Annotated in this window: 14 protein-coding genes; 12 read left to right on the top strand and 2 right to left on the bottom strand. The window is 43.4% G+C overall.

Annotation, left to right across the window (positions count from 1 at the left end; translation table 11 throughout):
* Nucleotides 1-52: 52 nt before the first annotated feature.
* The 7 genes from AC3IT7_RS04510 to AC3IT7_RS04480 all read left to right on the top strand — a co-directional run bounded on the left by AC3IT7_RS04510 (nucleotide 53) and on the right by AC3IT7_RS04480 (nucleotide 6,881).
* Entirely contained in the window at nucleotides 53-1,066 is a 1,014-nt protein-coding gene (locus AC3IT7_RS04510) for a sulfate ABC transporter substrate-binding protein (RefSeq protein ID WP_489249542.1), read from the top strand.
* Nucleotides 1,067-1,095: 29 nt separating this feature from the next.
* Nucleotides 1,096-1,701, top strand: a complete 606-nt coding sequence (locus AC3IT7_RS04505) for an RBBP9/YdeN family alpha/beta hydrolase (protein ID WP_489249541.1) — start codon at nucleotides 1,096-1,098, stop codon at nucleotides 1,699-1,701.
* Nucleotides 1,702-1,788: 87 nt separating this feature from the next.
* Nucleotides 1,789-2,622, top strand: a complete 834-nt coding sequence (gene cysT / locus AC3IT7_RS04500) for a sulfate ABC transporter permease subunit CysT (protein ID WP_263576911.1) — start codon at nucleotides 1,789-1,791, stop codon at nucleotides 2,620-2,622.
* Nucleotides 2,619-3,512, top strand: coding sequence for a sulfate ABC transporter permease subunit CysW (cysW, locus tag AC3IT7_RS04495; RefSeq protein WP_489249540.1), 894 nt, complete (start codon nucleotides 2,619-2,621; stop codon nucleotides 3,510-3,512). The genes cysT and cysW overlap by 4 nt, the downstream gene beginning before the upstream one ends.
* Nucleotides 3,513-3,523: 11 nt before the next feature.
* Entirely contained in the window at nucleotides 3,524-4,585 is a 1,062-nt protein-coding gene (locus AC3IT7_RS04490) for a sulfate/molybdate ABC transporter ATP-binding protein (RefSeq protein ID WP_489249539.1), read from the top strand.
* 54 nt (nucleotides 4,586-4,639) lie between these two features.
* Nucleotides 4,640-5,563, top strand: coding sequence for a CysB family HTH-type transcriptional regulator (locus tag AC3IT7_RS04485; RefSeq protein WP_475654045.1), 924 nt, complete (start codon nucleotides 4,640-4,642; stop codon nucleotides 5,561-5,563).
* Nucleotides 5,564-5,708: 145 nt separating this feature from the next.
* Nucleotides 5,709-6,881 (top strand): outer membrane protein transport protein, encoded by a 1,173-nt coding sequence (locus AC3IT7_RS04480; RefSeq protein ID WP_489249538.1) that lies wholly within the window; start codon nucleotides 5,709-5,711, stop codon nucleotides 6,879-6,881.
* 60 nt (nucleotides 6,882-6,941) lie between these two features.
* On the opposite strand, the gene carO is transcribed toward AC3IT7_RS04480, so the two are convergent.
* Entirely contained in the window at nucleotides 6,942-7,664 is a 723-nt protein-coding gene (gene carO / locus AC3IT7_RS04475; RefSeq protein ID WP_489249537.1) for an ornithine uptake porin CarO, read from the bottom strand.
* Between the two features lie 319 nt (nucleotides 7,665-7,983).
* Here carO and dapD point away from each other — a divergent pair, with 319 nt between their 5' ends.
* From dapD to AC3IT7_RS04450, 5 genes are all read left to right on the top strand, one after another.
* On the top strand, nucleotides 7,984-8,805 hold the full coding sequence (gene dapD, locus AC3IT7_RS04470; protein ID WP_475654048.1) for a 2,3,4,5-tetrahydropyridine-2,6-dicarboxylate N-succinyltransferase: 822 nt from the start codon (nucleotides 7,984-7,986) through the stop codon (nucleotides 8,803-8,805).
* Between the two features lie 131 nt (nucleotides 8,806-8,936).
* Nucleotides 8,937-9,647: a 7-carboxy-7-deazaguanine synthase QueE gene (gene queE / locus AC3IT7_RS04465; RefSeq protein WP_336018477.1), complete on the top strand. Its 711-nt coding sequence runs from the start codon at nucleotides 8,937-8,939 to the stop codon at nucleotides 9,645-9,647.
* A 34-nt stretch (nucleotides 9,648-9,681) separates the two neighbouring features.
* Nucleotides 9,682-10,350 carry a 7-cyano-7-deazaguanine synthase QueC gene (gene queC, locus AC3IT7_RS04460; RefSeq protein WP_489249536.1) on the top strand — a complete coding sequence of 223 codons (669 nt, stop codon included), beginning with the start codon at nucleotides 9,682-9,684 and terminating at the stop codon, nucleotides 10,348-10,350.
* 16 nt (nucleotides 10,351-10,366) lie between these two features.
* Nucleotides 10,367-10,780: a hypothetical protein gene (locus AC3IT7_RS04455; RefSeq protein ID WP_005170085.1), complete on the top strand. Its 414-nt coding sequence runs from the start codon at nucleotides 10,367-10,369 to the stop codon at nucleotides 10,778-10,780.
* An 80-nt stretch (nucleotides 10,781-10,860) separates the two neighbouring features.
* Complete coding sequence (locus AC3IT7_RS04450) at nucleotides 10,861-11,319, top strand: peroxiredoxin (protein WP_475654051.1); 459 nt, start codon at nucleotides 10,861-10,863, stop codon at nucleotides 11,317-11,319.
* Nucleotides 11,320-11,488: 169 nt separating this feature from the next.
* Here the strand turns inward: AC3IT7_RS04450 and AC3IT7_RS04445 are convergent, their stop codons facing one another.
* Nucleotides 11,489-12,052: a YceI family protein gene (locus AC3IT7_RS04445; protein WP_489249535.1), complete on the bottom strand. Its 564-nt coding sequence runs from the start codon at nucleotides 12,050-12,052 to the stop codon at nucleotides 11,489-11,491.
* Nucleotides 12,053-12,368: the final 316 nt, after the last annotated feature.

The following is a 12,368-nucleotide window of genomic DNA, read 5'->3' as shown; positions in this document are numbered from 1 at the left end:
ATAGGTTTATTCTGCAGCTATGTTACAAAACGTGTAAGAGATTGAGATTTCTATGAGCATTTCAAAAACAATAAAACTTGGGGTTCTGGCTGCTGTTATTTCAGCAACATCATTTGGTGCTGCAGCACGCGACTTTCTGAACGTTTCCTACGATCCGACACGCGAATTGTATGAAGATGTTAACAAGAATTTTGGCAAATACTGGGAAAGCCGTACTGGTCAAAAGATTAACTTCAAACAGTCCCATGGTGGTTCCGGCAAACAGGCACGTTCTGTTATTGATGGCTTGAATGCAGATGTAGTGACTTTGGCACTCGCCGCCGACATTGATGTGCTGGCAGAAAAAGCCAAGTTATTACCTGCAGACTGGCAAAAGAAATTGCCACAAAACTCGACACCGTATACTTCAACAATTGTATTCCTGGTGCGTAAAGGCAACCCTAAAGGCATTCAAGACTGGGGCGATCTGGTGAAACCGGGTGTCGGCATTATTACCCCGAATCCGAAAACTTCGGGTGGTGCACGCTGGAACTACCTGGCAGCATGGGCATGGGCCAAGCATCAGGCAGGTGGCAATGATGCCAAAGCTCAGGAATTTGTCCGTCAAATCTATAAACAGACCAAAGTCCTGGACTCAGGTGCACGCGGCGCGACCACCACTTTTGCTGAACGTGGTATAGGCGATGTGTTACTGGCCTGGGAAAATGAAGCATATCTGGCGCTTCGTGAGCAGCCGGGCAAATTTGAAATCATTACCCCTTCCCTTTCGATTCTGGCTGAACCGCCAGTGGCAATTGTAGAAAAGAATGCAGAGAAAAAAGGCAATAAATATCTGGCTCAGGGTTATTTGAACTTCCTGTACTCGCCATTGGGACAAGACCTGGCAGGTAAACATTATTACCGTCCACGTAGCGAAGCAGCTTTAAAGAAATATAGTCATGTGTTCAAACCGCTTAAGCTGGTGACAATTGATCAGGAATTTGGCGGCTGGGCAAAAGTACAAAAAGCGCATTTTGAAAATGGCGGTATTTTTGACCAGATTGTGAAGGCCAACAATACCAAGTAAGACTGAGCTGATCTGACAGGAGCATCGACATGATACATACGCTTATTGTTCCAGGTGTGGGTGGTAGCGAATACAACCACTGGCAGACCTGGTTACAACATCAGCTCAGTCGATGCTCTCGGGTGCAACAACACGACTGGAATCGTCCGGTATTGCAGGAATGGATCGCCGAGTTTGTCAAAGCCCTGCAAAATATTCAGGACGAGGTACAGATAGTGGCGCATAGCTTTGGCTGTTTGACCTCGGTTGCGGCACTGGCACAACATCCAGAATTAAATGCTAAAGTTAAAAAACTGATTCTGGTTGCGCCGGCCAATCCGGCACGTTTTGGGGAAAATGGTTTTGCACGTGACAGCCACAGCGATTACAGCCATTATTTTCAACAATTGCAGATTCAGGTTCCAACCACACTCCTGATTAGCGAGAATGATCCCTGGTTAAGCTATGCAGATGCACAGCTGCTGGCCAAAGCCTGGAAACTCAAGCCGATCAATCTCGGGCAAGTTGGACATGTCAATGTCGCCTCAGGCTTTGGTCCTTTTCCTGAAATTGCACAATATCTGATTTCAGAAAAGACCATGCAACATATCAGTAATACTAATGACAGCAAGTACTATTTCAAATTTGCATTTTAGTCGTTGCAAATTATGCTTGTGTCCAATTTCTTTTTTCAATTTTCGCTGGTTAGTTTTAACCAGCTTTCTCTCTTTTGAGGAGTCATCATGTCGCAGCGATCCCGAGTGCTGCCAGGATTTGGTCTTTCTCTAGGCTTTACCCTAGCGTATTTATCATTAATCGTTTTAATCCCGCTGTCTGCTGTTTTTATTAAATCGCTGGGCATTGGCTGGGAAGGCTTATGGGAGATCCTGAGCTCTGAACGTATTCAAAAATCACTGCAGCTGAGTTTCAGCGCGGCCATTATTGCTGCGTTGGTGAACGTGGTGTTTGGCCTGCTATTGGCCTGGTGTCTGGTGCGCTACAGTTTTCCAGGCAAACGTATTGTCGATGCTTTAGTCGATTTACCCTTTGCCCTGCCAACCGCAGTTGCCGGTATTGCACTGACATCCCTATATGCACCAACGGGCTGGATTGGTCAGTATCTTGAGCCATTGGGGATTCAGGTTGCCTATACGCCGATTGGTATTACCCTGGCATTGATCTTTATTGGTCTGCCTTTTGTAGTACGTACCGTACAGCCTGTCCTCAGTGACCTGGAAACTGAACTGGAGGAGGCGGCATCTGCACTCGGGGCAAATCGTCTGCAAATTGTGACCAAGGTCATTTTCCCGATTTTACTGCCTGCACTTATCACTGGCTTTGCCTTGGCCTTTGCTCGCGGTGTTGGTGAATATGGTTCGGTGATCTTTATTGCCGGCAACCAGCCTTTTGAAACAGAAATCGCACCTTTAATGATTATTTCCCGTTTAGAAGAATATGATTATGCTGGTGCAACCACAATTGCTGTGGTGATGCTGCTGATTTCATTTGTGTTGCTGTTCCTGATTAACTTATTGCAAGCTTGGGCAAGCCGTCGCACCGGGAGAACTGCACGATGAGTTTAAATACCAACAGCAATGCGCTGGCCGAAAAGTTGCAATCCCGTGATGCAACCCGTGAGCCAACCTGGGTACGCTATACCCTGATTACCATTGCACTGATTTTCTTTTTAAGTTGTCTGATCCTGCCCCTGATTCTGGTTTTTGTCGAAGCCTTTAAACAGGGTGTGGGTGTTTATGCACAGGCGCTGGTACATCCGGATACTTTATCTGCGGTCAAACTTACCCTGTTGACTGCTGCAATTGCAGTACCGCTGAATGTGGTATTTGGTGTAGCTGCTGCATGGTCGGTAGCAAAATTCAATTTCCCTGGCAAGTCTTTCCTGACCACTTTGATTGATATGCCATTTTCAGTCTCTCCAGTTATTGCCGGTTTAATGCTGGTACTGATTTTTGGTACGCAAGGCTGGATGGGTTCCTGGCTGATGGACAATGACATCAAGATCCTTTATGCAGTGCCTGCTATTGTCTTGGCGACCATCTTTATTACTGTACCGTTTGTCGCACGTGAATTGATTCCTTTAATGGAGGCGCAAGGTACCGAAGAAGAGGAAGCTGCAATTGTCCTCGGTGCATCGGGCTGGCAAACCTTCTGGAAAGTGACCCTGCCAAATATCAAATGGGGTCTGATTTACGGCGTGATTCTGTGTAATGCACGGGCCATGGGTGAGTTTGGTGCGGTATCGGTTGTCTCCGGCCATATCCGCGGTGAAACCAACACCTTGCCGCTACACGTCGAAATTCTTTATAACGAATATACCTTTAGTGCTGCGTTTGCCGTGTCTTCGCTTCTGGCTCTCCTCGCAATTGTGACCCTGATTTTAAAAACATGGGTTGAACTGCGCCAGGAAAAACAAGACAAACGTAATGAAGATTCAACAGTTTCTTAAGGAATGCCAACATGAGTATTCAAGTACAAAATATTGAAAAACACTTTGGTGCATTCCATGCACTTAAAAATATCTCGCTCGACTTTCCAGATGGGCAACTGGTGGCCCTGCTCGGTCCATCGGGTTGTGGTAAAACCACGCTGCTACGGATCATTGCCGGTCTGGAATCTGCAGATGGCGGTCAGGTCATTCTGGAGGGTGAAGATGCCACCAATGTTCATGTGCGTGAACGTGAAGTCGGCTTTGTGTTCCAGCATTATGCCCTGTTCCGCCATATGACCGTATTTGACAATATTGCCTTTGGTCTGCGTGTTCGCCCGCGTAAAACCCGTCCATCGGAAGCGGAGATTAAAAAACGTGTAACGCGTTTACTTGATCTGGTTCAGCTTGGCTTCCTGGCAGACCGTTATCCTGCACAATTGTCAGGTGGTCAGCGTCAGCGTATTGCACTGGCACGTGCCTTAGCCGTTGAACCGCGTGTGCTGTTGCTGGATGAACCTTTCGGTGCACTGGATGCCAAAGTGCGTAAGGAATTGCGTCGCTGGTTACGCACCCTGCATGATGAATTGCATATTACCTCGATCTTTGTAACCCATGACCAGGAAGAAGCCCTGGAAGTCGCCGATCAGATCGTGGTGATGAACAAAGGCAATGTTGAACAGATCGGTTCGCCACGTGAAGTCTATGAAACACCGGCAACCCCATTTGTGTTCGACTTTTTGGGTCAGGCAAATCGTTTTGAAGGACAAAACAATGGCGGCATTATTCAACTCGGTCAGGACCGTATTCAGTTTGACGGTGCCAAAAATGCCGCTCAAGGTGAAGTGATTTTATTCGCACGCCCGGATGAGCTACGCATCCATGCCCAGCCACAAGATAACGCCATCCAGGCCACTTTCATTCGTGAATTATGGATCGCGGGTAAAGTGGTTGCAGAACTGAATGACCGTCAAGGCAACCTGATCGAAATTTTACTGACACCTGATGAAGCAAGAGCACATCAATTCCGCCCAAATCAAACTGTTTGGTTAAGTGCGGTGAATTTGCATTTATTTGAAAATCAGGTCGCTTAAGACTAAAAGATGGGGCTGCGAAATGCCCCATTCTCTTCTAGGGTAAAGAGTATTATGAATTTCCAACAACTAAGAATTATACGCGAAACGGTTAGACAGAACTTTAACCTAACCGAAGCATCGGCTGCGCTTTATACTTCACAGTCTGGAGTAAGCAAGCATATTAAAGACCTGGAAGATGAGCTTGGCGTGCAGCTCTTTATCCGTAAAGGTAAGCGTCTACTGGGTTTAACCGAGCCGGGACAGGCTCTTTTAGGAATTGTAGAACGCATGCTGGTCGATGCCGACAATATTAAACGTCTGGCTGATGATTTTAATAAAGTGGATGAAGGCACCCTGACCATTGCCACAACACATACCCAGGCACGTTATGTCCTGCCGCCGATCGTGAGCCAGTTCAAAAAAGAATTTCCTAAGGTGCATCTGATTCTGCAACAGGCCAGTCCGATGGAAATTACGGAAATGCTGCTGCAAGGCCAAGCCGATATCGGTATTGCGACTGAAGCCCTGACGACTGAAGACAATCTGGCCAGCGTGCCTTATTATAACTGGCAACACAGTATTATTACGCCGCAAAATCATCCGCTGGCGAGTAAGGAAAACATCCGGATTGAAGATCTGGCTCACTATCCGATTATTACCTATCACGGTGGTTTTACCGGCCGCTCCAAGATTGATACTGCTTTTGAAGAAGCCGGCTTTGACGTCGATATCGTGATGTCCGCACTCGATGCCGATGTGATTAAAACCTATGTAGAAATGAACATGGGCGTGGGTATCGTCAATGATGTCGCTTATGACCCTGAGCGCGATTATCGTTTAAAGCAAATTAAAACAGACATTTTTGGTGTCAATACCACCTGGATTGCGGTACGTAAAGGACATTTACTGCGTGGCTATGGCTACGAGTTTATTTCATTGTGCTCGCCAGATGCCAATATTAAAGCGCTTAAAAAAGTCGCTTATCCAGACGACTGAACCCAATTCAGGCTTTAAACTCAAGAGGCTCATTGGCCTCTTTTTTATTTTTAAGTAGATAAATTGTATAAATATCAAGCATAATCACATTAATAATAAATTGAAATATAGCAATATGATTAACTATAAATTTTTTCTTTTTTGCATGGGCTGCACTTTTTCCGGGTCAAGTTATAGCGCTGCTTTTGAACAGTCCAATCAAAGTATTCAGTCTTTTTTTGAAAAAAATCATTATGCTGAAATTTCACTGGCCTGGGTTCGTCCAGATATTAAAGGCCAGGTACAACATACCGAGCAATTGCAAGAACTGGGCATTACTGACTTTTCTACCGGTCAACTCGCGAGTACACAATTGATCACCAATCTTGCACTCAAACTGCAATTGCACCCTCAGTTATCATGGGGACTGATTTATGATCAGCCCTATTATGTAGATGTTGCCTATGCTTATAATCCGGTTTTTGCAGGTGAGACGCTGCCTGTTGAAGCGGCTACCATTCAGTTTAATAGCCACAATCTCACTTCTTTAATCGGTTTTCAACCGGATGATGCCTGGAATTTTTATACAGGTTTAAGTTACCAAAGCCTGGAAGGAAGCTTGTATTTATCTGGGCAAACCTTTTATGTATTTAATGGTTATCAGGCTACATTTGAACAAGATTCTGCCTGGGGCTGGCTTGCAGGGTTCAGTTATCAAATTCCAGAATATTTTTTCAGAACTGCACTGACATACCGTTCAGGCATTACTCACCAGAATAAAACGACCGAATCTATTGCAGTGGGTACCCATCCATCTCCCTATACCAAGATTCAAACCCCTCAATCTGTCAATCTGGATTTTCAAACCGGTTTGCCTTATCAGAATGCATTTTATGCCACCTTACGCTGGTTAAACTGGCAAAATTTTGTCATTCAACCTCCTAAATTCGCTGCAGTGATTGACTATGCTGCTTTAGAGTTTCCAGAAGTACAAACATTCAGGATGATTGATTATCGTGAGGATCAATGGTCGGCAAAAATTGGGCTTGCCCATCAATGGCCCTCTTTTGGCATAAATTCTATCGAGCTTTTATGGGATTCCGGTACAGGAAATCCGGCTTCAACATTAAATCCGAGTGATGGATATTGGGGCATCGGACTAGGCCATCTTTATAAGATTCAAGAGACCTGGGATATTGCTACAGGACTCTATTATTTAAAATTTCAGAAACCTGAGGTGGCAACATCTGATTCGCTTACTCCCCAGATAGCGGGTTTATCCGCTGTTTCTGACAATAGTGCCTGGATCGCAGGTTTAAAACTGGGTTATCACTTTTAAATTACTTATTACAAAGCATAAAAAAACGAGCCGAAGCTCGTTTTTTTATGCAGCTCAACCTTAGAAGCGGAAGCTGACACCCAGTTTTGCTACTGGTAGCCATTCGTATTTATTGTCGTTACGAATATCATCAGCTTCTTGGTTTACTTCATCTTGTAAATTTGCATTAAGATTTTCTGTTGTACCAGTTGCTGTCAAATTAGCTCTAGGATTACCATTATAATAGGCACCAACCTCACCAAATACGCCCCAACGGTTAGTAATTGCTGGCGAGAAACCAATACCTACGTAAGGAGCGATATTGTTTTTGTAAGATAGATCGCCATTGATACGAACACCGCTAGGTCCAGCAACAAAATCTGTACCATTTACACTAAAACCTTCACCAGCGCCGACACGACGTTCAATTTCATAGTCGTTATCAACATAACCTACACCGGCAGCCATATAGAACCAGTTCGCCCAAGGACGAATCTCAGCATTTAAATAGGTCAGGTTATTATCCATATCTAGGTCATATTTAGAACCATTGATTGACAAGTCATCAGACCAAGAGATGTCACCACCGTTATAACCTAAAGTCACACCAACATATGGATTCACATTCCATGAAAGTGCACCACCATAACCGGTAGTACCGACTTCAGCACGAACAGCTGCGGGTTTAAAGAAAGAGAAAGATGCTACACCTTCATCTGTTACGATCGTTTCATCAGCAGCCATAGCAGAACCAGCTGCTGCAGCCAAAATGGAAACTGCTAAAATTTTATGTAAAGATTTCATTATTTCTCTCCTCAAAAGAACTTATTTTGATCATTAGTTATTCGTGATGGGTTCAATATAAAGGACTTAAAAAATATTTTTTATTCACGTTTTGCTGATCTTTTGTTATTTTTTGATACAAATTAATTTTTCTTGTTGATAAGCTGGTTTTTTCTAACACTTCTCCTACATTTTAAAATAATGAAAAATAACACTTATCACGTTCATTATTTCAGACATGCCACGCTTTTGGCGATTTTTCATCTATTTTAGCTCTGCTCAACTATTTTTAATGCAATATAGTGTAAAATCTAGAAAATTTTTTTCTGGAAGGAAGATCATGTCGCAGCTTTCAACAATCATTGAACAAGCGTTTGAAGACCGTGCGAATTTCACAGCTGCAGATTGCTCTGCTGAAATCCGTCAAGCAGTTGAGGAAGTAATTGCTGGCCTAGACAATGGTACTTTACGTGTTGCCGAGAAAATTGAGGGTGAATGGGTTGTTCACCAATGGATTAAAAAGGCGGTATTGTTATCATTTAAATTAAACGACAACAAACCAATGGAAGCTTGTGATCTTCGTTTCTATGACAAAGTAGATACTAAATTCTCAGGCTGGACTGAAGAACAGTTCAAGGCGGCTGGTGTACGTGTAGTGCCTCCTGCTGTGGCACGTAAAGGTTCATTCCAGGCTAAAGGCGTGATCTTGATGCCTTCTTATGTCAATATTGGTGCTTATGTAGATGAAGGCACCATGGTTGATACATGGGCAACTGTTGGTTCATGTGCACAAATTGGTAAAAATGTACACCTGTCTGGCGGTGTCGGTATTGGTGGTGTACTTGAGCCACTTCAAGCCAACCCGACTATTATTGAAGACAACTGCTTCATCGGTGCACGTTCTGAAATCGTGGAAGGCGTGATTGTTGAAGAAGGTTCTGTAATTTCAATGGGCGTATTTATTGGTCAATCGACCAAGATTTATGACCGTGCCACTGGCGAAGTTCACTATGGTCGCGTTCCTGCAGGTTCAGTCGTGGTTGCCGGCAGCCTGCCTTCTAAATGCGGTACTTATAGCTTGTATGCTGCGATTATCGTGAAAAAAGTAGATGCTCAAACTCGTTCTAAAACAAGCCTGAACGATCTATTGCGCGAAGACTAAGATGTCTTAAGTTAGAGGGCACACTGGTGTTCCTCGGAGCCTCAACCGCTCCTCGTCTCTACGATTAGCAATGATCGTAGGGATTTTTATTTTTATACCCGGTTATTTATTTTTCATTGGTTAATTTTGTTATGAATACGCTTCGATCTTCCGCAATTCCAGTTTCTGATCCGTCTGCGGGTTTACGCATTACGGAGATCTTCTATTCATTGCAAGGTGAAGCCAATGCTGCGGGCTTGCCAACGGTTTTTATCCGTTTAACCGGTTGCCCGTTACGTTGTAGCTACTGCGATACCACCTATTCATTTGAAGGTGGCGAGCGTCAATCGCTGGAAGATATTATCCAGACCACGCTCGATTTTAAAACGCCCTATGTCTGTGTGACCGGTGGTGAACCGCTGGCGCAACCCAATGCCCTGCCTCTCATGCAGCGCCTTGCCGATTTAGGCTGTGAAGTCTCACTTGAAACCAGCGGTGCTTTAGACGTGGCTAAAGTAGACCCGCGCGTTTCCAAAGTTTTAGATTTAAAAACTCCAACGTCAGGTGAAGTTGCACGAAATTTGCTATCCAATCTGGATCATTTAACGCCACATGATCAAATCAAGTTTGTCATTTGCAACCGCGAAGACTATGAATGGTCCAAGCAGCAGCTTGAACAGTACCAACTTCAAGAAAAAGTAAGTACAGTCTGGTTTTCGCCTGCATTTGCAGTTGAAAAAGGTGCAGTTCGCTTACCGCAACTGGCGCGTGATTTGGCTCAATGGATTTTAGAAGACCATCTCCCTGTTCGTTTCCAGTTACAGCTGCACAAGTTGTTATGGAATGATGAAACTGGTCGTTAATTTTTTGTAAAGTTATTTTTTGGAGAATCAGCTTATGCGCCCTCGTGCCATTGTTCTGTTATCTGGTGGATTAGACTCAACTACATGTCTGGCTTGGGCACAGGCTCGCTACGAATGTATCGCAATCAGTTTTATGTATGGTCAGCGTTCGACCACAGAGCTCGATGCTGCCAAAGCCCTGACTCAACGTGCCGGTGTGGAACATCGTGTCATCAATATCGACTTGGGCAATCTGGGTGGCTCAGCCCTTACCGATCATAGCATTGACGTGCCGGATCATGAACAGTCAGGTATCCCGATTACCTATGTTCCTGCACGTAATACCATCTTCCTGTCTTATGCCCTGGCAGCAGCAGAAGTGTTTAAAGCCGAAGCAATTGTGATCGGAATTAATGCGGTTGATTACTCGGGCTATCCGGATTGCCGACCGGAATTTATTGACGCATTTGCCAATATGGCACGCCTTGCTACCAAGGTTGGCGTAGAGGGTCAGGCGCTCAAATTTGAAACCCCTTTGTTACATTTATCCAAAGCAAATATTATTCGCTTAGGTATTGAACATGGCGTAGACTACAGTCAAACGGTGTCATGCTATCAAGCAGATGACCAAGGACGTGCCTGTGGCAAATGCGACAGTTGCCGTTTACGTAAACAGGGTTTTGCGGACGCAGGTGTTGAAGACCCGACACGTTATATACCGTAATAACAAGGTAGAGTTTATGAAGAATTTAAAATCAAGCATCGTGCTTTCAGCAATTGTTTCAGCTGCTGCTATGTTCGCAACAACAGCTCAGGCAGCTGATGACAAATTACAACAAGCTTATAAAAGCACCAATGTGAAATCTGCATTGATCAATGTTTGTAAAGATGAAACTGGCAAAGGTAAAAAACTGACAGCTGCTGAAGTCAGTAAGTATTGTACTTGTGCTGTTGAAGCAGATGGTAAATTAACCAATGCGCAAAAATGGGAAATTCAAAGCACCATTAACCAGAAGAAAAGCCCAGGCACTTTAGCTTTTGTCCAAAAGCAAAATAAAGACCTGCAAGCCTGTTTTGGTCCACAGTTGACAGGCAAACTGAAAACTTTGACTGAAGAAGCCATGAAATCAGCTCAAGCTGCACCGAAGAAATAATATCTGATTATTCTTTGATAAAATAAGCCACTATAATGTGGCTTATTTTTTTGAAAATTTTAAAGAAAACAGGAGTTTTTATGTCTGGAATAAGTTTATTGAATCAGAACTTCCCTGCAACCACAGGTGAAATCAATTTAACCCAGCTTGATACAGAATGGCTGGTGATTTATTTTTACCCTAAAGACTCAACTCCAGGCTGTACTACGCAGGCCATTGGATTTTCATGTTTAAAAGACCAGTTTGATGCCTTAAATACCACAATTATTGGCGTTTCTCGTGATTCGGTGAAAGCACATCAAAACTTTACTGAAAAGCAGAATTTGAGTATCAACCTGATCAGTGACAAAGAAGAAGTGCTGTGCAATCATTTTGATGTGATTAAAGAAAAGAATATGTATGGCAAACAAGTCATGGGAATCGAACGTTCGACTTTTATTTTCCATAACGGTGAACTGGTTAAAGAGTACCGCAAAGTTAAAGCAGCAGGTCATGCAGAACAAGTCCTGGAAGATTTAAAAGCCTTGCAGAGTGCTTGATGGCATATTTGCTATAAAGATAGAAGCCCGAAAAAAAATCGGGCTTTTTTTATGATCGTTTTTACGCAATCAGGCATTTGATATGTCTTCTATTCTTTAATTTTTAAACTTGGGCAAGGACAAGTGTGCAGCAGTCTCTCTATCTGAAAAAAGACTGTATCAAACACCCTTAATTCACCTCACAATAGCCTGAGAGATGCAGATTCACTTTCTCTCCTACGCCTGCAATCCCCTTTCTCATGCCAAAATCGCTGCGGTTAATCACTGCAAAGGCCTGGACTTCGAGTAAATTTTCATTGGACAGATTGGGCTTGAAAGTGGTTTCAAAAACCACTGGCCTGGTCACGCCACGCAAGGTCAAATTGCCTAAAACATTGTACTTACCATTGCCCAAGTCTTTAAACTGGATGCTTTTAAAACTTACCGTTTTGTACTTTTCCACATAAAACAGGTCTTCTCCCAGCATCATATGTTTCAATAACGGTTTATTAAAAGTCAGACTTTGCACATCCATAACCAGATGCGTTGAAGCATGTTGCGGTGCTTTAGCATCAAACTGCATACTGGATTGCACCTGGTTGAACTTGGCTTTGACCACAGTCAGTCCCATCGACTTGATCTCAAAACCGACATCACTTTGGGGAGTTAAGGTCCATGATTTTGCAAAAGCCTGCCCACTCAAAAATAAACAGATTGCCAGACTAATTAGTCCGGTTTTTATTGTTGTTTTCAATTTAACATCCACCTTGTTTAATTTCTGATTAACCGGATTTAGCCAGACCGTTCACTCTGAAATTAAATTTTCTTTCAGTTTTAGAGTTTTTGTTTTGGTTATTTTTATACCAGTTAACTGAAGTTTTTGTAAAATGCTTAATGACTAATGGAAAGAATAATGGTCAGTATTTATTTTTAAGAGATGCTCCAAAAGAAGCATTCTAATCAAATGAGCGCGGTTAGTAGCTTGAATTAAAAAAATTATCTTATAAATATGAGCATAGATGTTTAATAATCTTTGAACTGAAGTACGCCTATACAGGTAGCACTGTAAA

The sequence above is a fragment of the Acinetobacter sp. KH_038 genome, assembly GCF_057839405.1.
Note: the sequence above shows the minus strand (reverse complement) of the source record. Positions and strands in the feature narration are given on the sequence as shown.